The organism is Pseudonocardia petroleophila (assembly GCF_014235185.1).
GTDB lineage: Bacteria > Actinomycetota > Actinomycetes > Mycobacteriales > Pseudonocardiaceae > Pseudonocardia > Pseudonocardia petroleophila.
This window is the reverse complement of record NZ_CP060131.1, coordinates 1746151-1768562: the sequence shown is the minus strand read 5'-3', so window position 1 is coordinate 1768562 and position 22412 is coordinate 1746151. Positions and strand designations below refer to the sequence as shown.

The window sequence follows — 22412 nt, the reverse complement described above, 5'->3', positions numbered from 1 at the left end:
GTAGCACGTCGAGCGCAGGGGAGTCGGGGATGACGGACACGCCGGTCCGGATCACGGTCAGCGGACGAGAACGGGCGCTGCTGCGGGCGGTGGCGGCGGGCCGCTGCCAGTTCCGCGGCGGCTGCGAGCCGGTGCTGCTCGTCGACGGTCTGGCGTGCGCCGACTGGTCGGTGGCGCGGCGCCTGGTCGAGAGCGGTCTCGTCGAGACCCCCGACCCCCGCGTGCCCCTGGCGCCCGCCCGGCTCACCGAGGCCGGGTCGGCGCTGCTCACGACGGGGTAGGTCACACCGCAACCGGGTTGCCGAACACCCGGCCCCGGGTACATGCTTGCATCCGACAACTTGTTGTATGCCACATGCAAACCCGAGGTAAAGCCCGTGCCATCCGATGCCGAGCTGGAGACCGCCGACGTGGTCGGCACCCAGCTCATGCGGCTCGTCCGGCTGCTGGAGCGCACGCACGCCCAGTACCAGGCCGAGCACCCCGACGCCGTCGAGCGCGCCACCTACATCCTGCTCGTCCACCTCGTGAAGGACGGGCCCCAGCGCGCGGGGACGCTCGCCGAGTCCGTGCACTCCGACCCGTCGACGATCAGCCGGCAGATCGCCCAGCTCGTGCGCCTCGGCCTCGTCGAGCGCACCGCCGATCCCGAGGACGGCCGGGCCACGCTGCTCGCCGCCACGGTGGAGGGCGTGCGCGTGTTCGAGGAGAACCGCCGCTCCCGCAACGAGCGCATCGCCGCGCTGACCACCGGATGGGACCCCGACGACCGCACGCGGTTCGCCGACCTCCTCGTCCGCTTCACCACCGCCTTCGAGAACCACAAGAACGACACCTGGGTCGCCGCCGCGGCGACCCGGTCGTGAGGAGAACCCCCATGTCCGCCCCCTCAGCGGAGGCCTCGCCCCCCGCCGGACTGCTGACCCACCGGCAGATCCTCACCATCTTCGCCGGGCTGATGATCGGCATGTTCCTCGCCGCGCTCGACCAGACGATCGTGGCCACCTCGATCCGCACCATCGCCGACGACCTGGACGGCCTGAGCCTGCAGGCCTGGGCCACCACGGCCTACCTGATCACGGCCACCATCACCACGCCGCTCTACGGCAAGCTCTCGGACATCTTCGGCCGCAAGCCGCTGTTCCTCACGGCCATCGGCATCTTCGTGCTCGGCTCGATCGCCTGCACGTTCGCCACGTCGATGTACCAGCTCGCCGCGTTCCGGGCGATCCAGGGACTCGGCGCGGGCGGCCTGTTCTCCCTGGCCCTGACGATCATCGGTGACATCGTCGCCCCCCGGGAGCGCGCCAAGTACCAGGGCTACTTCGTCGCCGTGTTCGGCACCTCGAGCGTGCTCGGCCCGGTCGCGGGCGGCTTCTTCGCCGGCCAGGCCGAGATCCTCGGCATCACCGGGTGGCGCTGGGTCTTCCTGATCAACGTGCCGCTGGGCATCCTCGCGCTGATCGTCGTCACCAAGGTCCTCAACGTCCCGCACACCAAGCGCTCGCACCGCATCGACTGGCCCGGCGCGCTCGCGCTCGTCGTCGGACTGGTGCCGCTGCTCATCGTCGCCGAACAGGGGCGGACCTGGGGCTGGGACTCCGGGCGCGCGATCACCTGCTACGCGCTCGGCGTGCTCGGCATCCTCACGTTCGTCCTGCTGGAGCGGCGCATCGGCGACGACGCGCTGCTGCCGCTGCGGATGTTCCGCAGCGGCGTCTTCAGCTGGGGCTCGATCGCCGGGTTCGTCGCCGGCGTCGGCATGTTCGGCGCGCTCGCGCTCCTGCCGCTGTACCTGCAGATCGTCAAGGGGTCGACGCCCACCGAGGCCGGCCTGCAGACCCTGCCGCTGGTGCTCGGCATCATGAGCATGTCGGTGTTCTCCGGGCAGATGATCTCCCGCACCGGCCGCTACAAGATCTGGCCGATCATCGGCCTCTCGCTGATGATCGTCGGGATCGGCGCGCTGTCGCTCGTCGGCGTCGACACCCCGTACTGGCAGGTCGCGCTGATCATGGTCGTGATCGGCTGGGGACTCGGCGGCAACATGCAGCCGCTGACGCTCGCCGTGCAGAACGCCGCCGCGCCCCGCGACATGGGCGTCGCCACCGCGTCGGCCACGTTCTTCCGGCAGATGGGCGGCACGCTGGGCACCGCGGTGTTCATCTCGGTGCTGTTCAGCGTCCTGGGCGGGCAGGTGGCCGACAACTTCCGCGCCGCGGCGGGCACCCCGGCGTTCCAGGCCGCGCTCACCGACCCGGCGGTGCTGGCCAACCCGGCGAACGCGCCGATCCTGCAGGGGCTGCAGGGCGGCGGCGGACTCTCGCTCGACGACTCCTCGTTCCTGGCCTCCGCCGACCCGACGCTCGCCCGTCCGATCCTGGAGGGCTTCGCCGGCTCGATGAGCATCGTGTTCCTCGGTGCCGCCGCCGTGCTGTTCATCGGGCTCTTCGCGGTGATCATGATGAAGGAGGTGCCGCTGCGCACCCAGTCCGGTGTCGACGCCCGCAACGCCGAGGACACCACCGCCGCCGCGGCGGCCGCGGCCGAGGGCGGGCCCGACGCGGTCCCGGCCCCGGTGGGCCGCAACGGCTCGGCACCCGACCGCGGCGGGGAGGTCACCGCGGGTGCGGTGGCCGCATCCGGGACGTTCGGCGCCGTCGCCCCGGCCGGCAACGGCTCGGCGAACGGGAACGGGAACGGGAACGGGAACGGAGCCGCGCACACCAACGGCTCGACGGGCCTCGGGGTGCTGGCCGAGCCGCGCACGGAGCGGATCGCGGCCCCCACCGGCGCCGACGCCCGCGACCGGCTGCTCGCGATGCTGCTGCCCGACCCGGACCGCGCGCTGACCGTCGTCACGACCGCCGAGCGGGCCCGGGACGCGGTCCGGCTCGCGCGCGCCGAGCTGGAGGTGCGCACCGCCGAGCTCGACGGGGCCGCCGAGGAGCTCGTCGCGCAGGGCCTGAGCCCGCGTCAGGTGCAGGACCTGCTCGGCCTCTCCGAGGACGAGGGCCCGCTGGCCGCGCGGCACGGGCAGCACGCGGCGGAGTAGTAGCCCGACCCCGTTGCAGGAAAGCCACCTCGCCGCCACCAGACGGCGGCAAGGTGGCCTTCCTGCATTTCGGGGGAGGGTCGTCCGCCGGGAGGCTCAGTGCTCGGCGGACTCGCCGTCGGCCGCCTCGGCCTCGAGGTCCTGGGCGCGCTTCCACGAGGCCTGGATCTCGCGCTCGGCGTCGGCCCGGCCGACCCAGGTGGCGCCCTCGACGCTCTTGCCCGGCTCGAGCTCCTTGTAGATCTCGAAGAAGTGCTGGATCTCCTGGCGGTCGAACTCCGCGAGGTGGTGGATGTCGCGCAGGTGCTCCTGGCGCGGGTCGGCCGACGGGACGCAGAGGACCTTGTCGTCACCGCCCATCTCGTCCTTCATCCGGAACATGCCGATGGCCCGGCACAGGATGATGCAGCCCGGGAACGTCGGCTCCCGGACCAGGACGAGCGCGTCGAGCGGGTCGCCGTCCTCACCGAGGCTGTCGTCGATGAACCCGTAGTCGGCCGGGTACTGGGTGGCCGTGAACAGCGTCCGGTCCAGTCGGATCCGCCCGGTCTTGTGGTCCACCTCGTACTTGTTGCGGCCACCTTTCGGAATCTCGATGGTGACGTCGAAGTCCACGAGGGTGCTCTCCTGAGGTTCGGGAACGTGCGTGCGTCGGACCCCTCTAGTGTGGGGGACCGCCTCCCCGTGGACGTGACCGGCCGACAGTGCTGTTGCGCACCCCCCTCCGGGCGAGGCGGACGAGGAGGGTCGGCGTGGGTTTCGGCGGACGGATCGGTGACACGCTGCGCGTACCCGGTCGCGGAGTGCGACGGGCCGTCGCGGTGGTCACCGTGCTGGTGCTGGCGGCGGGGATCGGCAGCGCGGTGTCGCTGACCGCGCCGACGCTGGTCTCCGACCTCGGGCTCACCGGGTCGCCCGCCGCCCCGGAGCCGGTCCCGCCCGTCCCGGCGCTCGGCCCGCTGGCCGCCACCGCGCCCCTGCCCACCACCGCGGGGCTGGAGGCGGCGCTCGGCGAGGCCGTCGCCGACATGCCGGGCCGCTTCACCGGCACCGTCCTCGACCCGGCCACCGGTGCCGTCCTCTGGGCCTCCGACGCCGAGCGCGCGCTCGTCCCCGGGTCCACCGCGAAGATCCTCACCGCCGCCGCGGCCCTGCTGACGCTCAACCCGACCGACGGCTTCGTCACCCGGGTCGTCGCGGGGACGCAGCCGGGCACCGTCGTGCTCGTCGGCGGCGGCGACCCCACGCTCACCGCGCTGCCGGAGGGCGAGGACGGCGTCTACCCGGGGCCCGCCCGGCTCACCGAGCTCGCGCAGGAGGTGCAGGAGCGGATGCCCGGCCCGATCGACACGGTCGTCGTCGACACCAACCGGTACTCCGGCCCGACGTCCGCCCCCGGCTGGGACCCCGCCGACGTCGGCGCGGGCTTCGTCACGCCGATCGAGCCGCTGATGCTCGACGGCGGCCGCCTGGACCCCACCCTGCAGGACACCCCCCGCACCGACGAGCCCGCGCTGGTCGCGGGCCGGGCGTTCGCCGAGCTGGTCGGGGCCGACGAGGTCGAGACCGGGACGGCCCCCGGCCAGGGCGAGCGCCTCGGCTCGGTGACGTCGGCGCCGTTCAGCGAGCTGGTCGAGCACACCATGCGCACCTCCGACAACGTGCTCGCCGAGGCGCTGGCCCGCGAGGTCGCGGTCGTGCGGGGCGGGCAGCCGTCGTTCGCCGGCGCCGCCGAGCAGACCCTCGCCGCGCTCACCCAGGCCGGGTTCGACCCGTCGGGCGCGGTGCTGGTCGACGGCAGCGGGCTCTCCACCGACGACGAGGTGCCCGCGCAGGTGCTCGGCGCGCTGCTCGCGGCCGCGGCCACCCCCGCCGAGAGCGACCGCGACACCGACTTCCTGCGCCCGCTCATCACCGGCCTCCCGGTCGCCGGTGGCGACGGCACGCTCGACGACCGGTTCGGCGTCGACGCCCCGTCGGCGTCGGGGCGGGGGACCGTGCGGGCCAAGACGGGGACGCTGACGAACGTGAGCAGCCTCGCCGGGCTGGTCACCGACGCCGACGGGCGGCTGCTCGTCTTCGCGTTCATGTCGAACGGCGCCTCGCCCGCCACGGTGCGGCCCCGGCTCGACGCGCTGGCCGCCGAGCTGGGCGGCTGCGGCTGCCCCTGACGGTGCGTAGCGTGGGTCGGGTGCCGCAGACGATCGAGGACATCCCGACCGAGCAGGGCCTACCCGTCGACTGGCGGCTGGCCGCGCGCACGGCGGCCCGCCTGACGTCCTCCGGCCCGCCGGCCACCGTCACCGAGGCCGCCGAGCTGGTGGCCCGCCTGCGTGCCGACGCCGCCGTCGCCGAGGGGCACGTCCGGGACGTCACCGGGCTCGGTGCGGGCCTGCCGCTGCTGCCCGCCGACGTCGTCGACCGGCCGGCGTGGGCCACCGCGGCCGTCGACGGCATGCGCTCGCTCACCGACGGCGCCCGGCTGCCCGCCACCCCGCGGCTGGCCCGGGCCGTCACCGCCCGCACCGCGGGCCTGCAGATCGGCGGCGTCCTCGCCTACCTCGGCGGGCGGGTGCTCGGCCAGTACGACCCGTTCGGCGGGCCCGACCGCGGCGGCCGCCTGCTGCTCGTCGCCCCCAACGTGCACGCCGCCCAGCAGGCGCTCGACGTGCCGTCCACCGACTTCGGGATGTGGGTCTGCCTGCACGAGGCCACCCACCGGCTGCAGTTCACCGCGGTGCCGTGGCTGCGCGGCTACTTCGCCGACGAGGTCGGCTCGCTGCTGTCGATCTCGCAGGCCGGGACGGCCGGGCTGGCCGAGCGGCTGCCCGAGGCCGTGCGCGCCCTGCGCGACTCCAAGGGCGACGCGCTCGCGATCGTCGAGCTGCTGCAGGGGCCGGAGCAGCGGCTGGTGCTCGACCGCCTCCTCGCCCTGACCACCCTGCTGGAGGGCCACGCCGACCACGTCATGGACGCGGCGGGCCCGGAGGTCGTGCCCAGCGTCGCCACGATCCGCCGCCGGTTCACCGCGCGCCGGCGCGGCGGCGGCGTGGTCGACCGCGTGCTGCGGGCGCTGCTCGGCGTCGAGGCGAAGGTCAAGCAGTACGCCGTGGGTGCGGCGTTCACCCGGCACGTCGTGCTCGCGGCGGGCATGGACGGCTTCAACACCGTCTGGACGGGCCCGGAGACCCTGCCCCTGCGCTCCGAGCTGGAGGACCCCGCCGCCTGGCTGCGCCGCGTGCGTCCCTGACCACGGCTCCGCCGGGCGCCCGGGCGGATCGAGGTGCACCCGCACGCCCTCCTGCGGCTGGACGGCCGCACCGCGCCCGCCGCACACGCCGGACCCGCGCGGCGGGGGCGTGAGCGGACCGACGTGGGACCGTGGACGCGTGTCCGATCCTGCCGTCGCCGAGGTGCGGCGGGCCGTGCGGGCCGCGGTCGCACCGTTCCGCGACGTCCCGGTGCTCGTCGCCTGCTCCGGGGGGGCCGACTCCCTCGCGCTCGCCGCCGCCGCGCGTGCCGTCCACGACGACGTGCACGCCGCGGTCGTCGACCACGGGCTGCAGGAGGGGTCGGCCGACCGGGCGCGCGCGACCGCCGCGCTGCTGGCCGCGCGGGGTGTGCCCGCGCGGGTGCACCGCGTCGACGTCGACGGGCGCGGGGGCACCGAGGCCGCCGCCCGCCGCGCCCGCTACGGCGCGCTGCGCTCCGCCCGCCCGCACGCGGACGCGCCGGTGCTGCTCGGCCACACGCTCGACGACCAGGCCGAGACGGTGCTGCTCGGACTCGGCCGCGGGTCAGGGGCCCGCTCGCTGTCGGGCATGCGGGCGTGGGACGACCCCTGGCTGCGCCCGCTGCTCGGCGTCCGCCGCGCGACGACGCGGGCGGCCTGCGCCGCCCAGGACCTGCCCGTCTGGGACGACCCGCACAACACCGACCCCCGGTTCACCCGCGCGCGCCTGCGCCACGAGGTGCTGCCGCTGCTGGAGGACGTGCTCGCCGGCGGGGTGGCCGGGGCGCTGGCCCGCACGGCCGCGCAGCTCCGCGAGGACGACGAGGCCCTGACGGCGATCGCCGACTCCGTGCTGGCCTCCGCGGTCGACGGGGACGGCCTCGCCCACGACGCGCTGTCCGGGCGACCGGTCGCCGTCCGCAGGCGGGTGCTGCGGGCCTGGCTGCAGGCGTCGGGCGTCACCGGGCTGACCGCGGAGCACCTGCACGGGGCCGACGCGCTCGCCGTCCGCGGGCCCGATCGAACGGGTACGGCGCTGCCGGGCGGGTTGGACCTGGTCCGCGCGCGTGGCAGGCTCGTGCTGCGACCGGGGAACTGGCCCGGGACCCGCTGACCACGAACCAGGAGGCTCCCCGCCGTGTACGACGGTGACATCGCAACCACGCTGGTCACCGAGCAGGCCATCCGCGAGAAGACCGCGGAGCTGGCGGCGCAGGTCGGCAAGGACTACGCGGAGAGCTGCTCCGGTCTCGGCCGCGACTCCGACCTGCTGCTCGTCGGCGTCCTCAAGGGCGCCGTGATGTTCATGACCGACCTCGCGCGCGCCCTGCCGCTGCCGGTGCAGCTGGAGTTCATGGCCGTGAGCTCGTACGGGTCGTCGACGTCGTCGTCCGGCGTCGTCCGGATCCTCAAGGACCTCGACCGCGACATCGCGGGCCGCCACGTGCTCATCGTCGAGGACATCATCGACTCGGGGCTCACGCTGAGCTGGCTGCTCAAGAACCTCGAGTCGCGTGGGCCGGCGTCGCTGGAGGTCTGCACGCTGCTGCGCAAGCCCGACGCGGTGAAGGTCGAGGTGCCCGTGAAGTACGTGGGCTTCGACATCCCCAACGAGTTCGTCGTCGGCTACGGCCTGGACTACGCGGAGCGCTACCGCGACCTGCCCTACATCGGCACGCTCGACCCGTCCGTCTACGCCTGAGGACGGACGGGGACCCCCTCTGGGGTCAGCCGGTGACGGGCGGCCCGGCCGGCGGGGAGACCGCCGTCAGCGGCACCCCGGCGGGCAGGGCGGTGAACGCCTCGGTGCCGGGCACCAGCGCGATGTCGCCGACGTCGCCGAACTCGTTCGCGTAGGCCAGCGCGAGCGCGAGGTCGGCCACGCCGTTGCTCACCGGCAGCGGGGCCAGGTTGAGCGTGGACAGGATGCCGACCGCGTCGCCGTCGCCGTCGAGGAACGCGCTGCCCGAGTCACCGGGGACGCCGGGGGTGACGGTGTAGACCTCGTGGGAGAAGCCGCCGCCGGTGTCGCCCGCGCTCACGCCGACCTTCGGGCTGAGCTGCTCGACGCCCATCCGCAGCGGCGAGTTGCCGTAGCTGAAGACCTGCTCGCCCGCGGGGAGGCCGTCGGTGTCGAGCCCGACCGGGCCGCCGAAGAACGGGATGCTCGGGTTGACGTCGGCGACGTCCTCCGGCGCGATCTCGACGAGCGCGAAGTCGTTGAACTGGCAGGTGTCGGGGTCGGCCTCGCCGTTGGCCTGCATCGTCACCCAGGAGCTGTAGGCCAGCGTGCCCGCGCGCTGCGTGCCGTCGGCGGCCAGGATCGTCACCGCGGTGCCGACCGGGCCCGTGCCGGAGTCGCAGCCGTTGGTCTCGGTGGCCTCGCCGGTGCCCGCGCAGTGGGCGGCCTGCCCGATGAAGGTGCGGTCGCCGCTGGTGAAGATGAAGTTGCTGGTGCACGCGCCGCCGCCGGCGGACTCGGTGACCACGCCGGGCCGGATCGCCGCGGTGTCGGCGGGCGCCCAGTCGGCTGCGGCGGGGGCCTGCGCCGGGGCCGCGAGGGCGGGAGGTGCGGCCGTGGCCGTCGGTGCGACGAACACCGCGACCGCCAGGACACCGGTCACCGCGCCGAACGACGCCAGAGAACGATTGCTGACCCTCATCCACGAACCCCCGTCTTCGCCGGGCTGCCCGTCACATCCCCGCGGCAGGTTAACGACGGCGCAGTGGCGTGCGTTACCCACCCGTTGGGGTGAGCGGGAACATCGCCCCTGCGGCGTTCGTTGTCCGTGCAGCAATCCCGCCCGGCGTCCCCCGTCGACAGCCACGGCGCAACGCGCCCTCCCGACCGCTACCCTGGTCGGATCAGGGCCGGTCGCGCCGCGGATGGTCGCGGACGTGGCTCCCTCGGCAGGGCATTTCCGTACCAGGGAGGGTGAAGGCCGACTCAGGCCGAAGCTGCATGGACCGCAAGCGTCTGCTCCGCAACCCGTTGATCTGGATCCTCGTCGCGGTCCTGGTCTACTTCACCTTCAGCCTGCTCTTCGACGACACGCGCGGCTACAGCCGCGTCGACACGTCGGTGGCGCTCGCGCAGATCGAGTCCGGCAACGTCACCGAGGCGCTCGTGGAGGACCGCGAGCAGCGCCTGCGGCTCACGCTCGCCCAGCCGGTCGACGGCAGCAACGAGATCCTCACCCAGTACCCGGCGCAGACCAGCGACCGGATCGTGCAGGCCCTGCAGACCGCGCCGAACGCCCCGTCGTTCGACGTCGCGGTGCGCCAGGACTCGTTCCTGACCACGATGCTGATCTACCTGATCCCGCTCGGCCTGGTGCTGCTCGTCCTGTTCTGGATGATGAACAACGCCCAGGGCGGCGGCAACCGGGTCATGTCCTTCGGCAAGTCGAAGGCCAAGCAGCTCAACAAGGACATGCCGAAGACCACCTTCGGCGACGTCGCGGGGGCCGACGAGGCCGTCGAGGAGCTCTACGAGATCAAGGACTTCCTGCAGAACCCGCAGCGCTACCAGGCGCTGGGCGCGAAGATCCCCAAGGGCGTGCTGCTCTACGGCCCTCCCGGGACGGGCAAGACGCTGCTCGCGCGCGCCGTCGCCGGTGAGGCGGGCGTGCCGTTCTACACGATCTCCGGCTCCGACTTCGTCGAGATGTTCGTCGGCGTCGGCGCCTCCCGGGTGCGCGACCTGTTCGAGCAGGCCAAGCAGAACAGCCCCTGCATCATCTTCGTCGACGAGATCGACGCGGTCGGCCGCCAGCGCGGCGCCGGCCTCGGCGGTGGCCACGACGAGCGCGAGCAGACGCTCAACCAGCTACTCGTCGAGATGGACGGGTTCGACGCCCGCGGCGGCATCATCCTCATCGCCGCCACGAACCGCCCCGACATCCTCGACCCGGCGCTGCTGCGCCCCGGCCGCTTCGACCGGCAGATCCCCGTCGGGGCCCCCGACATGGCGGGCCGCCGCGCGATCCTCCAGGTGCACTCCACCGGCAAGCCGTTCGCCCCGGACGTCGACTTCGACTCGCTCGCCAAGCGCACCGTCGGCATGTCGGGCGCCGACCTCGCCAACGTCATCAACGAGGCCGCGCTGCTCACCGCCCGCGAGAACGCCACGCTGATCAACGGGGCGGCGCTCGAGGAGTCGGTCGACCGCGTCGTCGGCGGACCGCGACGCAAGGGCAAGATCATCTCGGAGCAGGAGCGGAAGATCACGGCCTACCACGAGGGCGGGCACGCGCTCGCCGCGTGGGCCATGCCCGACCTGGAGCCGGTCTACAAGCTCACGATCCTGCCCCGCGGGCGCACCGGCGGCCACGCGCTCGTCGTCCCCGAGGACGACAAGGGCCTGATGACCCGCTCGGAGATGATCGCCCGCCTGGTGTTCGCGATGGGCGGCCGCTCGGCCGAGGAGCTCGTGTTCCACGAGCCCACCACGGGTGCGTCCTCCGACATCGACCAGGCCACCAAGATCGCCCGCGCGATGGTCACCGAGTACGGGATGAGCGCCCGCCTCGGCGCCGTCCGCTACGGCCAGGAGCAGGGCGACCCGTTCCTGGGCCGCTCGATGGGCAACAAGGCCGACTACTCGCTCGAGGTCGCCCACGAGATCGACGAGGAGGTGCGCAAGCTCATCGAGGCCGCGCACACCGAGGCGTGGGAGATCCTCAACACCTACCGCGACGTCCTCGACGCGCTGGTCTTCGAGCTCCTGGAGAAGGAGACGCTCACCCGCAAGGACCTCGAGCGGATCTTCGACCGGGTAGAGAAGCGGCCGCGGATCACCGCGTTCAACGACTTCGGCGGGCGCACCCCGTCCGACAAGCCCCCGATCCTGACGCCCGCCGAGCGGGCCAAGGAGCGCGGCGAGCCGTGGCCGCCGAACGCCGAGCCCACCCGCGAGCCGACGCCCGTCGGGTCGTTCCCCGGCGGTGGCGCGCACGACGTGCCCGCCCCCGGGCCGCAGGGCGGCTACCCGGGCGGGTTCCCGACGCACCAGCCGACCGGGCCGCAGCAGACGTGGGGCACCCCGGCCCCGCAGCCCGACGCCCGGCCCAGCTCGGTCCCGCACAACTACGGCGCCCCGCCGGACTGGCGCCCGGCCACCACGCCGTCCGGCCAGGCCTGGCCGCCCGCGGGTCAGTGGGAGCCGCCGCGCCAGCCCCCGGCCCCGCCGTGGGAGCGCCCCACCGGGGCCAACGGCAACGGCGGTGCCCCCGGCCACGCTGCTCCCGGCAACGGTGTCCCCGGCAACGGGAACGGCAACGGGACCCACCCCGTCGAGCCCGGCCCCACCGGCGGCGGTCCTGCCGGCAACGGCCGGACCGACGACCGCACGGGCGAGCCGAACGGCGACGCCGACCCGGGCGGGTCGCGCTGAGCGCGGGGGTCCCCGGAGGCACGATGACCACGCCTGCGGGCTCGACCACGGACGGCACCGCCCCCGGCCGGCCGGTGGTCGACCGGGCGCGCGCCGAGGCGGCCGTCCGGGAACTGCTGATCGCGGTCGGCGAGGATCCCGACCGCGAGGGCCTGCGCGAGACGCCCGCCCGGGTCGCGCGCGCCTACGAGGAGATCTTCGCGGGGCTCTACACCGACCCCGACACCGTCCTGGAGAAGACGTTCGACGAGTCGCACCGCGAGCTCATCCTCGTCAAGGACATCCCGATGTTCTCCACCTGCGAGCACCACCTCGTGCCGTTCCACGGGATGGCGCACGTCGGCTACATCCCGGGGGAGAACGGGCGGGTCACCGGCCTGTCCAAGATCGCGCGCGTCGTCGACCTCTACGCGCGGCGCCCGCAGGTCCAGGAGCGGCTCACCGGGCAGGTCGCCGACGCGCTGGTGCGCAAGCTCGCCCCCCGCGGCGTCATCGTCGTGATGGAGGCCGAGCACCTGTGCATGGGGATGCGCGGCATCCGCAAGCCCGGGTCGCGGACGATGACCTCGGCGGTGCGCGGGCTGTTCCAGACGTCGCCCTCGTCACGCGCCGAGGCGTACTCCCTGATCCGGGGTACCTGACGGTCATGCTGCACCTGCCGCACCCCGGCCGTTGCGCCGTACTCGGCGTCCTGAACGTCACGCCCGACTCCTTCTCCGACGGCGGCCGCTACATCGACCGGGAGCACGCCGTCGCGCACGGGGTCGCCATGCGCGACTCCGGGGCCGACCTCGTCGACGTCGGTGGCGAGTCGACCCGGCCGGGAGCCGCCCGCGTCGACGCGGCCACCGAGCGCGACCGGGTCGTGCCGGTGATCCGCGACCTCGTCGCGGAGGGCGTCCGGGTCAGCGTCGACACGACGCGCGCCGCGGTCGCCGAGGCCGCGATCGAGGCGGGGGCCACCGTCGTCAACGACGTCTCGGGCGGCCTCGCCGATCCGCGGATGGCCGCCGTCGTCGCGGCGGCCCGGGTGCCCTGGATCCTCATGCACTGGCGGGGGCACAGCGACCGGATGGGCGAGCTGGCCTCCTACGAGGACGTCATCGGCGAGGTCCGGGCGGAGCTGGTGGCCCGCGCCGACGCCGCCGTGCTCGCCGGCGTCGACCCCGGGCTGCTCGTGCTCGACCCCGGTCTCGGGTTCGCCAAGACCGCCGCGCACAACTGGGCGCTGCTGCGCCGGCTCGACGTGCTCGTCGCGCTCGGGTTCCCGGTGCTGGTCGGGGCGTCGCGCAAGCGGTTCCTCGGCGAGCTGCTGGCCGACGCCGACGGCACCCCCCGCCCGACCCCCGGCCGCGAGGGGGCCACCGCGGCGATCACCGCGCTGGCGGCCCACGCCGGGGCGTGGGGCGTCCGGGTGCACGACGTCGACGGGAGCATGGACGCCGTCGCGGTGGCGGCGGCCTGGCAGCTCGGGGCGTCGCGGGCGCGGACCGGCCCCCCGGCCAACCCGTACTCGTGAGCCACGGGGACCGGATCGAGCTGCGCGGCCTGCGGGTCCGCGGCCACCACGGCGTGTTCGACCACGAGCGCCGCGACGGCCAGGACTTCGTCGTCGACGTCACCGTGTGGATGGACCTCGCCCCCGCCGCCGCGTCCGACGACCTCGCCGACACGCTGCACTACGGCGAGCTGGCGCAGCGGGCCGCGGAGATCGTCGGCGGCGAGCCGTGCGACCTCATCGAGACCGTCGCCGGGCGGATCGCGGCCGACGTGCTCACCGACGCCCGCGTGCAGGAGGTCGAGGTCGTGCTGCACAAGCCGCAGGCCCCGATCCCGCTGGAGTTCGCCGACGTGGCGGTGGTGGCCCGACGGACCCGGCCGGCCCCGTGACGCGCGCCGTGCTGTCCCTGGGCTCCAACCTGGGCGACCGCGTCGCCCACCTGCGGGCCGCGGTCGCCGGGTTCGCCGACGTGCTGGTCGGGGTGTCCCCGGTGTACGAGACGGCGCCGTGGGGCGGCGTCGAGCAGGCCGACTTCCTCAACGCGGTGATCGTCGTCGACGACCCGGGCGCCGACGCGCGCGAGTGGCTGCGCCGCGGGCAGGCCCTGGAGGACGCCTCGGGCCGGGTCCGCGAGGTGCGCTGGGGCCCGCGGACGCTCGACGTCGACGTGGTGACGGTGACCGGGCCCGACGGTCCCGTGCTCAGCGACGACCCGGACCTCCTCCTCCCGCACCCCGGCACGCCGGAGCGGGCCACCGTCCTGCGGCCCTGGCTCGACGTCGACCCCGACGCCGTGCTGCCCGGGCACGGGCCGGTGGCCGCCGTCCTCGCCGCCCTCGGGCCGGACGCCGAGGACGGGATGCGACCGGGACCGGTCCTGTGAGCGCGTGGCGGCGCGTGCGCCAGCGCTCGGGGCGGCGCCGGTGACCGCGACCCGCTCGCGCGACCTGCTCGTCGCCGCACTCGTCGCGACCGTCGTCGTGAACCTGCTGGTCCGGCTCACCTACGGGTCGCTCCCGGCCATCCCCCCGTTCGCCGGGGTCACCCTGGGCGTGCTCGGGGTCGCCGAGGCGATCGCGGGCCGGGCGATCCGGGCCCGGATCGAGCGGCGGCCGGGCACGACGCCGGTGCCGCCGCTGGTCGCGGCGCGGGCGGTGGTCGTGGCGAAGGCGTCCGCGCTCGGCGGCGCGATCGTGGCCGGGGCCTGGGCCGGGCTGGCGCTGCACGTGCTGCCCCGGGCCGCGGACGTCGTCGCGGCCGCCGCGGACTCGGCGGGTGCGGTGATCGGGCTGGTGTGCGCGCTCGTCCTGGTGGGCGGGGCGCTGTGGCTGGAGCGGTGCTGCCGCACCCCGGAGGACCGTCGTCCCGGACCCGGACGATGATCGGCCCGTAGGCTCCCGGGGCATGACGCAGCTGACTCAGGGGTGGGGGGCGCCGCCGCAACTGCCGACGCCCGGACGGCAGCGCCGGATCGTGCTCGGGCCGATCGTCGGCCTGGTGGTGCTGGCCATCTGCGGCCTGCTGGTGATCGGGCTCGTCGCGGGCAGCGTCGGGCCGGGCGGGGTGGTCGTCGGGGCGCTGTGCGCCCTGCTCCCGGTCGGGCCGGTCGTCGCGGCGTTCCTGTGGATCGACCGCTGGGAACCCGAGCCGCCGATCCTGCTGCTGTTCGCCTTCCTCTGGGGCGCCTGCTTCGCCACGCTGTCCGCGCTGCTGATCAACTCGGGTGCGGCGCTGCTGATCGACCAGCTGACCGGGGCCGGTGACGTCTACGGGGCCGTGATCGTCGCACCGATCGTCGAGGAGGCGTTCAAGGGCGCGTTCCTGGTCGGGCTGCTGCTGTTCCGCAACCGCGAGTTCGACGGCGTCGTCGACGGCATCGTCTACGCCGGGCTGGTCGCGGCGGGGTTCGCGTTCACCGAGAACATCCTCTACATCGGCCGCGCGTTCGCCGAGGACTCGATGGCCGGGCAGAGCGGGGCGGTGCTCGGCGTGCTGCTGGTCCGCGGGGTGCTCTCGCCGTTCGCGCACCCGCTGTTCACCGCGATGATCGGCATCGGCGCGGGGATCGCGGCGCGGCACCGCAGCCCGCTGGTCCGGGTCGTCGCGGTCGCCGTCGGCTACCTCGCCGCCGTGCTGCTGCACGGCCTGTGGAACGGCTCGGCCACCGTCGGGGGCGGCGGCGCGTTCCTCGGCGTGTACGCGTTCGTGATGCTGCCGCTGTTCCTCGCCATGATCGGCGTCGTCCTCTGGCAGCGGCGCCGGGAGCAGCGCACCGTGGCCGAGCAGCTGCCGCTGTTCGCGCAGAACGGCTGGATCGCGCCGAGCGAGGTCACCCTGCTGTCGAGCCTCGCGGGACGGCGGGGCTGGCAGGCCGCGGTGCGGCGCCGGTCCGGCCGGGCCACCGCGAAGGCCGTCGTCGAGTACCAGGCGGCGGTCACCGAGCTCGCGTTCCTGCGGGCCCGGATCGCCCGCGGCACGGTCGGGTCGTCGGCGCCGATCTGGCACGAGCAGGCCCTGGGCACGCTGCGCCGCGCGCGGGCCGCGGCCGTCGGACACCCGGAGGCGCTGACGGTGGCGATGCAGCACCGCGGCCCGCAGAACTGGACCCCGCCGCCGCCCGGGCCGCCCCCGCCGCCCGCGGCCGGGCCGCAGTCCTGGCCGCCGCCCCCGCCGTACCGGCCGGGACCGCCCCAGCAGGGCCCGCCCCAGCCCGGACCGTGGCCGCCAGGGCCCCGATAGTCCTTCGCTCCTGCAACCTTTTCAGAATGCCTCGGCGGTACCGGACCGGAACATTTTTCACTCGTTCAGCCGGATCACGGCTCGATTTCGGTGCGGACGGCGGCGCAGCTCACCCGCGGGACGCGGTCCGGCCCGTGATCACCGGGATCACGTCCGTGTGATTCGTCTTTTCGGGGTCGGAAACCGGTGAGGACGATCACAAGAACGGACCACAGGTAAAGAGACCTTGGTCATGCTTTTCCGGGAAATGCGTTCGTAATGTGGCGCCCGGCCGTGCGACACCCCCGCTCACCCGGAGCGGAGGGCGCAGGGTCACCGTCCCGACGGGCGGGGAACGAACGGCGTGCCCGCCGACGACGGCGGCACGCGCCCGGCAACCTCGTGGGCGTTCCCCGTACGACCGCCGCGTGCTCCCCAGCCCGCGATCGCCGTCGGACGGTGCGCACACTGAGGACCCCCATCCGTGCCGATCCACCCCGTTCAGATCGACTCCGCGCCGGACCGGACCGCGACCACCCCGTCGCCCGCCCGCCCCGCGCGTCGCCACCTCCGCCGGTACGCGACCCGTGCCGCCGTCGTGGCCACCACCTCCGCCGCCGCCGCGGCGCTGGTCGTCTTCCCCGGCTCCGCCCAGGACGCCGCCCCCGCGGCGGCCCCGGCGCCGTCGGTCACGACCGTCCTCCCGGCTGCCGCCCCCGCGCCGGTCCTGACCACGCGGGTCGACCTGGTCGCCGCACCCACCGCGGCCTCCGCGGCGCGGCTGTCCGCGGTCGACCTCGCGCTGTCCAAGGTCGGCTCCCCGTACCGCTGGGGCGCGACCGGCCCGTCGGCGTTCGACTGCTCCGGCCTCGTCAACTGGGCGTTCGCGCAGGCGGGCATCGACGTGCCGCGCACCTCGCGCGCACTGTCGCAGACCGGCACCCCGGTCTCCCGCGACCAGCTCCAGCCCGGCGACCTGGTGTTCTTCTACTCGCCGGTGAGCCACGTGGGCATCTACATCGGCAACGGGCAGATGGTGCACGCCAGCACGTCCGGCAAGCCGGTGGCGATCGCCCCGATCGACGGGCGCCAGTACAACTCGGCCCGCCGCCTCTGATCCACACCGGCTAGTGTGCGGCCGCATGAAGCCCGTCGCACTCGTCACCGGGGCGTCCCGGGGCATCGGTGCCGCCGTGGCCCGGGCCCTGGCCCCCGGCCACGACCTGCTGCTCGGCGGGCGCGACCACGCCGCGCTCGCCGCGCTCGCGGCGGAACTGCCCGGATCGCGGCCGTGGCCCGTCGAGCTGACCGACCCCGCCGCGCTGGCCGAGGCCACCGCGGGCATCGAGCGGCTCGACGTGCTCGTGCACTCGGCGGGCGTCGGCCTGCTCGGCACCGTCGCCGACACCCCGGCGGCCACCTGGCGCCGGCAGTTCGAGGTCAACGTCGTAGCCGTCGCCGAGCTCACCCGGCTGCTGCTGCCCGCGCTGCGGGCCGCCCGCGGCCGGGTCGTGCTCGTCAACTCCGGCTCGGGCCTCACCGCCCGGGCCGGGTGGGGCTCGTACGCGGCCAGCAAGTTCGCGCTGCGGGCCTTCGCCGACGCGCTGCGCGCCGAGGAGGCCGCCGCCGGCGTGCGCGTCACGTCGGTGCACCCGGGCCGGGTCGACACCGACATGCAGCGGGCCGTCGTCGCCCACGAGGGCGGCACCTACGAGCCGTCCGCCTACCTGCGGCCGGAGTCGGTGGCCGGGGCGGTGCTGCTCGCCGTCACGGCCCCGCCCGACGCCGTGCTCACCGAGCTCGTGCTGCGGCCGTCCGGATCGGCCTGACCTCCTGACAGTTGTCACCATCCTCCGCACGACCGATGCGCGGGCGGCCCCGCCGCCCTTACTGTGGAGGACGTGAGCGGGGACATCGAACGCGCGGAACTCCGGGCCTCCGACGCCGACCGGTCGGCGGTCGCCCAGCGGCTGCAGCTCGCCGTCGACGAGGGCAGGCTCGACCTGTCCGACTTCGACGAGCGCCTGCGCGACGCCTACGCCGCCCGCACCTACGGCGAGCTCGCGAAGCTCACCGCCGACCTCCCCGCCCCGGCCCCCGCGGTGCCCGCGGTCGCCGACCGGAAGGCCGTGGAGAAGGCCGAGTGGCACGACGAGTGGCGCTCCTGGGGCGGCACGGCGGTCGTGCTCGTCACCATCTGGGGCATCACCTGCCTGGCCTCCGGCTCCCTGCTGTTCTTCTGGCCGATGTTCCCGCTCGGCATCTGGGGCGCCATCCTGCTCGCTTCGGCGCTCGGCGGCCGTTCCCACGGGTCGCACTGACCCCGGCAGCGGTACCGTCGACAGATGCTCGATCCGGATTCGGTTGATCTCGACGAGCTGTGCGCGGCCCTGGACGACCGCACCTCGGGCGTCTCGTGGTGGATCGACCCCGACACGGGGGCGATCACCTCGCACCTGGCCGACGTCGGCGGCCCCAAGCCGTCCGGGGTGCGGATCCGGCGCACCGAGTCGCGCGAGAGCTACCAGGACATGGCGCAGTTCGTGGCCGCCGTGCACCACCGCCGCGCGGCCGACCTGCTCGACCGCGCGATCAGCGGGCCGGGCGCGTTCCGCCGGTTCAAGGACACCCTCTTCGAGTTCCCCGAGCTGCGCGACCAGTGGTTCCGGTACCGCGGTGCCCGGGGGCGGCGGCGCGCGGTCCACTGGCTCGCCGACGTCGAGCTGATCACCCGCGCCGAGGCCGAGCGGCTCGCCGCGGGCTTCCCCGACCCCACCGCGGGCGACGAGGACCTGCCCGCCGCCGTCGCCGTCGACCTCGGGATGCTCTACGGCGACCGGCTCGAGCAGGTGCTGGTGTTCGGGTCCTGGGTCCGCGGCGAGGGGCCGGGGGAGTTCGACCTGCAGCTGCTCGTCGTGCTGGCCGACCTGCGCTCGCACTGGGAGGAGCTGCACCGCATGGACGACGTGCTGTGGCAGCACACCGAGCGGTCCGGGTTCACCGTGACCGCGGTGCCGGTGAGCGCCGCGGAGCTGGCCGCGCCGCACACGTCGCTGCTGGTGCGGGCCGTGGCCGAGGCGCGGGTGGTCGCGTGAGCGGCGTCGGGGTGGTGCGCGCGCGCGAGGAGCTGTTCGCCGCGCACCTGCTGGGCACCACCGGATTCGCCGCGCAGACCGTCGCGCTCGCCTTCCGCGCCGCGCTGGCCGCCGCCGAGGCCGCCCTGCTGGAGCTCCAGCGCCCGCCCGAGCCCGAGGCGGCCGCGGTGGTGGCCGCGTTCGTCCGGCACGTCGTCCGCGAGCGCGGCCTCGACCCGCAGGTCGGCCGGCTGCTGCGGTCCCTGCACAACCGGGCCGAGCTCGCCCACGCCGACGGCACCGTGCCCACCGCGGAGGGCCCGATCGCGATCAAGGACGCCACCGAGGTCGTCGACGCCGTCGAGGCCTGGCTGACGCACGCCGACTTCGTCGCCATCGCCCGCGGTGCCCCGAAGGCGCCGGCGGGACCGAAGCCGAAGCCCCCGCCCCGCCGACGCCGCTGAGAACGGTCAGAGCACCACGTTGACCAGGCGGCCGGGCACCACGATCAGCTTGCGCGGGTCCTTGCCGCCCAGCGCGGCCGCCACCTTCTCGTCGGCCAGCGCCACGGCCTCGACCTCGGCCGGGGTGGCGTCGGCGGCGACCGTGACCCGGGAGCGGACCTTGCCGTTGACCTGGATCGGGTACTCGACGGTGTCGGCCACCAGGTAGCGCTCGTCGGCCACCGGGAACGGGGCGTAGGCCAGCGTCTCGGTGTGCCCCAGCCGCGACCACAGCTCCTCGGCGATGTGCGGCGTCAGCGGGGCCATCATCAGCACCAGCGGCTCCGCCACCGACCGCGGCACGCCGGTGCCGGCCTTCGTCAGGTGGTTGTTCAGCTCGATCAGCTTCGCCGCGGCGGTGTTGTAGTGCAGCGCCTGGTAGTCGGCGTGCACGCCCGCGATCGCCTTGTGCAGGGCGCGCAGGGTGCCGGCGTCGGGCTCGGCGTCGGTGACGCGCACCTCGCCGGTGTGCTCGTCGATCAGGTTGCGCCACACCCGCTGCAGGAAGCGCTGCGAGCCGACGACGTCGCGCGTGGACCACGGCCGGGAGACGTCCATCGGGCCGGTCGACATCTCGTACAGCCGGAACGTGTCGGCGCCGTAGCGCTCGCACATCTCGTCGGGCGTCACCACGTTCTTCAGCGACTTGCCCATCTTCCCGTACTCGCGCCGCACGGGCTCGCCGTTCCACGTGAAACCACCCTCGGCGGTCTCCGTGACCTCCTCGGCCGGGACGTACGTGCCGCGCGCGTCGGTGTAGGCGAACGCCTGGATGTAGCCCTGGTTGAACAGCCGCCGGAACGGCTCCTCGGAGCTCAGGTGGCCCAGGTCGTGCAGCACCTTGTGCCAGAAGCGGGCGTACAGCAGGTGCAGCACGGCGTGCTCGACGCCGCCGACGTACAGGTCGACCCCGCCCGGGTCGCCCGGCTTCGACGGGTCGGCCCCCAGCCAGTACCGCTCGATGTCGGGGTCGACGAACCGCTCGGTGTTGTCGGGGTCCAGGTAGCGCAGGTGGTACCAGCACGAGCCCGCCCACTGCGGCATCGTGTTCGTCTCGCGGCGGTAGGCCGCGGGGCCGTCGCCCAGGTCCAGCTCGGCGACGACCCAGTCCTCGTTGCGCGACAGCGGCGGCTCCGGCTCGGTGTCGGCCGCGTCGGCGTCGTAGGTCTTGGGGGAGTAGTCGTCGATCTCCGGCAGCTCGACGGGCAGTTCGGAGTCGGGCAGCCCGACCGGCAGGCCGTCGGCGTCCCAGACGACCGGGAACGGCTCGCCCCAGTAGCGCTGGCGGGAGAACAGCCAGTCGCGCAGCTTGTACTGGGTGACGGCTTCGCCGTCGCCGCGGGCGACCAGCCACTCGGTGATCGCGCGCTTCGCGTCGGCGACGCCCATCCCGTCCAGGCTGATCTCCTCGTTGGCCGAGTTGATCGCCGGGCCGTCGCCGGTGAAGGCCTCGCCCTCCCAGGCGCCCGGGTCGACGGTGCGCACGACGGGCAGCCCGAACGCGGCGGCGAAGTCCCAGTCGCGCTGGTCCTGGCCGGGCACGGCCATGATCGCGCCGGTGCCGTAGCCCATCAGGACGTAGTCGGCGACGAAGACCGGGATCTGCTGCCCGTTCACCGGGTTGACGGCGTAGGCGCCGGTGAAGACGCCCGTCTTCTCCTTGTTCTCCTGGCGGTCCAGGTCGGTCTTGCGCCCGGCCTCGAACCGGTAGTCCTCGACGGCCAGCGCGGGCGTGCCGGCCCCGCCGGTCCACCGCTCGTCGGTGCCCTCGGGCCACTCCAGCGGCGTCAGGCTCCCGACCAGCGGGTGCTCGGGGGCCAGCACCATGTAGGTGGCGCCGAACAGGGTGTCGGGGCGGGTCGTGAAGACCTCGATGTCGACGGGCGAGCCGCTGCCGGTGGCCGTGCCGAACCGGACGACGGCGCCCTCCGAGCGGCCGATCCAGTTGCGCTGCATGGCCTTGACGGAGTCGGGCCAGTCCAGGCGGTCCAGGTCGGCGACCAGGCGGTCGGAGTACGCGGTGATCCGCATCATCCACTGCTTGAGGCTGCGCCGGAACACGGGGAAGTTGCCGCGCTCGCTGCGGCCGTCGGCGGTGACCTCCTCGTTGGCCAGCACCGTGCCCAGCCCGGGGCACCAGTTGACCGGCGCCTCGGAGATGTAGGCCAGCCGGTGGCCGTCGATGATCTTCCGCTGCTCGACGCGGGACAGCCCGTCCCACGGACCGCGGGTGCCGGCCGCGTACTCGGCCTCCAGCTCCGCGATGGGGCGCGCCTTCTGCTGCTCCGGGTCGTACCAGGCGTTGTAGATCTGCAGGAAGATCCACTGCGTCCAGCGGTAGAACTCGACGTCGGTGGTGGCGACGGAGCGGCGGTCGTCGTGGGCCAGGCCCAGCTGGCGCAGCTGCTCCTTGTAGCGCCGGATGTTGGCCTCGGTCGTGGTGCGCGGGTGCGTGCCCGTCTGCACCGCGTACTGCTCGGCGGGCAGGCCGAACGAGTCGAAGCCCATCGTGTGCAGCACCGTGCGGCCGTTCATCCGCAGGTAGCGGCCCAGGACGTCGGTGCCGATGAAGCCCAGGGGGTGCCCGACGTGCAGTCCCGACCCGGAGGGGTACGGGAACATGTCCATCAGGTAGACCTTCTCGCCCGCGTCGGGACCGGGGCGGCTGGGCGTGTGGAACGTGCCCTCGCTCTCCCAGCGGTCCTGCCAGCGGCGCTCGATCTCGGTGGCCAGCGCGGCGCCGTAGCGGAACGGCGGGGCGTCGGTGTCGGCGACGGTGCTGGTGTCGGTGCTCATGTCCATCCCGGTGATGTCGTGTGGGCCCGGAAAGCAAGGAACCCCTCCGCCGTGAGGCAGGAGGGGTCGCCGCGCCGGTGTCGTGTCAGACCGGCACGGCCTCGAGGAGAAGGCGACGGGCCACGTGCCCAGGGTAAC

The 22412-nt window shown here is 74.4% G+C and carries 21 protein-coding genes and 1 pseudogene; 19 read left to right on the top strand and 3 right to left on the bottom strand.

Annotation, left to right across the window (positions count from 1 at the left end):
• Nucleotides 1-29 precede the first annotated feature (29 nt).
• The 3 genes from H6H00_RS08900 (at nt 30) to H6H00_RS08890 (ending at nt 3055) form a co-directional block, all read left to right on the top strand.
• Nucleotides 30-281, top strand: a complete 252-nt coding sequence (locus H6H00_RS08900) for a hypothetical protein (RefSeq protein WP_185720828.1) — start codon at nt 30-32, stop codon at nt 279-281.
• Between the two features lie 96 nt (nt 282-377).
• A complete protein-coding gene (locus H6H00_RS08895; protein ID WP_255425653.1) occupies nt 378-866 on the top strand; it encodes a MarR family winged helix-turn-helix transcriptional regulator in 489 nt (162 codons plus the stop codon).
• Nucleotides 867-877: 11 nt separating this feature from the next.
• A complete protein-coding gene (locus tag H6H00_RS08890; protein ID WP_221775837.1) occupies nt 878-3055 on the top strand; it encodes an MDR family MFS transporter in 2178 nt (725 codons plus the stop codon).
• Between the two features lie 96 nt (nt 3056-3151).
• Here the strand turns inward: H6H00_RS08890 and H6H00_RS08885 are convergent, their stop codons facing one another.
• Nucleotides 3152-3670, bottom strand: a complete 519-nt coding sequence (locus H6H00_RS08885; RefSeq protein ID WP_185720826.1) for an inorganic diphosphatase — start codon at nt 3668-3670, stop codon at nt 3152-3154.
• A gap of 137 nt (nt 3671-3807) precedes the next feature.
• Between H6H00_RS08885 and dacB the strand changes: the two genes are divergently transcribed.
• From dacB to hpt, 4 genes are all read left to right on the top strand, one after another.
• On the top strand, nt 3808-5226 hold the full coding sequence (gene dacB, locus H6H00_RS08880; protein ID WP_221775836.1) for a D-alanyl-D-alanine carboxypeptidase/D-alanyl-D-alanine endopeptidase: 1419 nt from the start codon (nt 3808-3810) through the stop codon (nt 5224-5226).
• 20 nt (nt 5227-5246) lie between these two features.
• A complete protein-coding gene (locus H6H00_RS08875; protein ID WP_255425652.1) occupies nt 5247-6305 on the top strand; it encodes a zinc-dependent metalloprotease in 1059 nt (352 codons plus the stop codon).
• Between the two features lie 139 nt (nt 6306-6444).
• The gene (gene tilS / locus H6H00_RS08870; RefSeq protein ID WP_185720825.1) at nt 6445-7401 is read left to right on the top strand and encodes a tRNA lysidine(34) synthetase TilS; all 957 of its coding nucleotides are present in this window, start codon (nt 6445-6447) and stop codon (nt 7399-7401) included.
• A gap of 24 nt (nt 7402-7425) precedes the next feature.
• The gene (hpt, locus tag H6H00_RS08865; RefSeq protein ID WP_185720824.1) at nt 7426-7989 is read left to right on the top strand and encodes a hypoxanthine phosphoribosyltransferase; all 564 of its coding nucleotides are present in this window, start codon (nt 7426-7428) and stop codon (nt 7987-7989) included.
• 25 nt (nt 7990-8014) lie between these two features.
• On the opposite strand, the gene H6H00_RS08860 is transcribed toward hpt, so the two are convergent.
• Complete coding sequence (locus tag H6H00_RS08860; protein WP_255425651.1) at nt 8015-8950, bottom strand: serine protease; 936 nt, start codon at nt 8948-8950, stop codon at nt 8015-8017.
• A gap of 299 nt (nt 8951-9249) precedes the next feature.
• Between H6H00_RS08860 and ftsH the strand changes: the two genes are divergently transcribed.
• From ftsH to H6H00_RS08800, 12 genes and pseudogenes are all read left to right on the top strand, one after another.
• Entirely contained in the window at nt 9250-11682 is a 2433-nt protein-coding gene (ftsH, locus tag H6H00_RS08855) for an ATP-dependent zinc metalloprotease FtsH (RefSeq protein WP_185720823.1), read from the top strand.
• 23 nt (nt 11683-11705) lie between these two features.
• Nucleotides 11706-12323 carry a GTP cyclohydrolase I FolE gene (folE, locus tag H6H00_RS08850; RefSeq protein ID WP_185720822.1) on the top strand — a complete coding sequence of 206 codons (618 nt, stop codon included), beginning with the start codon at nt 11706-11708 and terminating at the stop codon, nt 12321-12323.
• A gap of 5 nt (nt 12324-12328) precedes the next feature.
• Nucleotides 12329-13201 (top strand): dihydropteroate synthase, encoded by an 873-nt coding sequence (gene folP, locus H6H00_RS08845; RefSeq protein WP_185720821.1) that lies wholly within the window; start codon nt 12329-12331, stop codon nt 13199-13201.
• Nucleotides 13198-13572 carry a dihydroneopterin aldolase gene (folB, locus tag H6H00_RS08840; RefSeq protein ID WP_185720820.1) on the top strand — a complete coding sequence of 125 codons (375 nt, stop codon included), beginning with the start codon at nt 13198-13200 and terminating at the stop codon, nt 13570-13572. Before folP ends, folB begins: the two co-directional genes overlap by 4 nt.
• Nucleotides 13569-14066 carry a 2-amino-4-hydroxy-6-hydroxymethyldihydropteridine diphosphokinase gene (gene folK / locus H6H00_RS08835; RefSeq protein ID WP_185720819.1) on the top strand — a complete coding sequence of 166 codons (498 nt, stop codon included), beginning with the start codon at nt 13569-13571 and terminating at the stop codon, nt 14064-14066. Before folB ends, folK begins: the two co-directional genes overlap by 4 nt.
• A gap of 40 nt (nt 14067-14106) precedes the next feature.
• Nucleotides 14107-14565, top strand: coding sequence for a DUF3180 domain-containing protein (locus tag H6H00_RS08830; protein ID WP_185720818.1), 459 nt, complete (start codon nt 14107-14109; stop codon nt 14563-14565).
• Nucleotides 14566-14587: 22 nt separating this feature from the next.
• Nucleotides 14588-15922, top strand: a complete 1335-nt coding sequence (locus H6H00_RS08825; RefSeq protein ID WP_185720817.1) for a PrsW family intramembrane metalloprotease — start codon at nt 14588-14590, stop codon at nt 15920-15922.
• Nucleotides 15923-16664: 742 nt separating this feature from the next.
• A pseudogene (locus H6H00_RS32210) lies at nt 16665-17018 on the top strand (NlpC/P60 family protein); the annotation flags it as partial.
• 25 nt (nt 17019-17043) lie between these two features.
• A complete protein-coding gene (locus H6H00_RS08815) occupies nt 17044-17730 on the top strand; it encodes an SDR family oxidoreductase (protein ID WP_185720816.1) in 687 nt (228 codons plus the stop codon).
• A 72-nt stretch (nt 17731-17802) separates the two neighbouring features.
• Nucleotides 17803-18222 carry a DUF1707 SHOCT-like domain-containing protein gene (locus tag H6H00_RS08810; RefSeq protein WP_221775834.1) on the top strand — a complete coding sequence of 140 codons (420 nt, stop codon included), beginning with the start codon at nt 17803-17805 and terminating at the stop codon, nt 18220-18222.
• Between the two features lie 24 nt (nt 18223-18246).
• A complete protein-coding gene (locus H6H00_RS08805; RefSeq protein ID WP_185720815.1) occupies nt 18247-18996 on the top strand; it encodes a UPF0158 family protein in 750 nt (249 codons plus the stop codon).
• On the top strand, nt 18993-19439 hold the full coding sequence (locus tag H6H00_RS08800; protein WP_185720814.1) for a hypothetical protein: 447 nt from the start codon (nt 18993-18995) through the stop codon (nt 19437-19439). The genes H6H00_RS08805 and H6H00_RS08800 overlap by 4 nt, the downstream gene beginning before the upstream one ends.
• A gap of 6 nt (nt 19440-19445) precedes the next feature.
• On the opposite strand, the gene leuS is transcribed toward H6H00_RS08800, so the two are convergent.
• A complete protein-coding gene (leuS, locus tag H6H00_RS08795; protein ID WP_185720813.1) occupies nt 19446-22274 on the bottom strand; it encodes a leucine--tRNA ligase in 2829 nt (942 codons plus the stop codon).
• Nucleotides 22275-22412 lie beyond the last annotated feature (138 nt).

What these genes read in the sequence shown, in the direction of transcription:
- H6H00_RS08900 (WP_185720828.1), top strand. Translation starts at nt 30, where the DNA reads ATGACGGACACGCCGGTCCGGATCACGGTCAGCGGACGAGAACGGGCG.
- H6H00_RS08890 (WP_221775837.1), top strand. Translation starts at nt 878, where the DNA reads ATGTCCGCCCCCTCAGCGGAGGCCTCGCCCCCCGCCGGACTGCTGACC.
- H6H00_RS08860 (WP_255425651.1), bottom strand. Translation starts at nt 8,950, where the DNA reads ATGAGGGTCAGCAATCGTTCTCTGGCGTCGTTCGGCGCGGTGACCGGT.
- ftsH (WP_185720823.1), top strand. Translation starts at nt 9,250, where the DNA reads ATGGACCGCAAGCGTCTGCTCCGCAACCCGTTGATCTGGATCCTCGTC.
- folE (WP_185720822.1), top strand. Translation starts at nt 11,706, where the DNA reads ATGACCACGCCTGCGGGCTCGACCACGGACGGCACCGCCCCCGGCCGG.
- folP (WP_185720821.1), top strand. Translation starts at nt 12,329, where the DNA reads ATGCTGCACCTGCCGCACCCCGGCCGTTGCGCCGTACTCGGCGTCCTG.
- H6H00_RS08825 (WP_185720817.1), top strand. Translation starts at nt 14,588, where the DNA reads ATGACGCAGCTGACTCAGGGGTGGGGGGCGCCGCCGCAACTGCCGACG.
- H6H00_RS08815 (WP_185720816.1), top strand. Translation starts at nt 17,044, where the DNA reads ATGAAGCCCGTCGCACTCGTCACCGGGGCGTCCCGGGGCATCGGTGCC.
- H6H00_RS08805 (WP_185720815.1), top strand. Translation starts at nt 18,247, where the DNA reads ATGCTCGATCCGGATTCGGTTGATCTCGACGAGCTGTGCGCGGCCCTG.
- leuS (WP_185720813.1), bottom strand. Translation starts at nt 22,274, where the DNA reads ATGAGCACCGACACCAGCACCGTCGCCGACACCGACGCCCCGCCGTTC.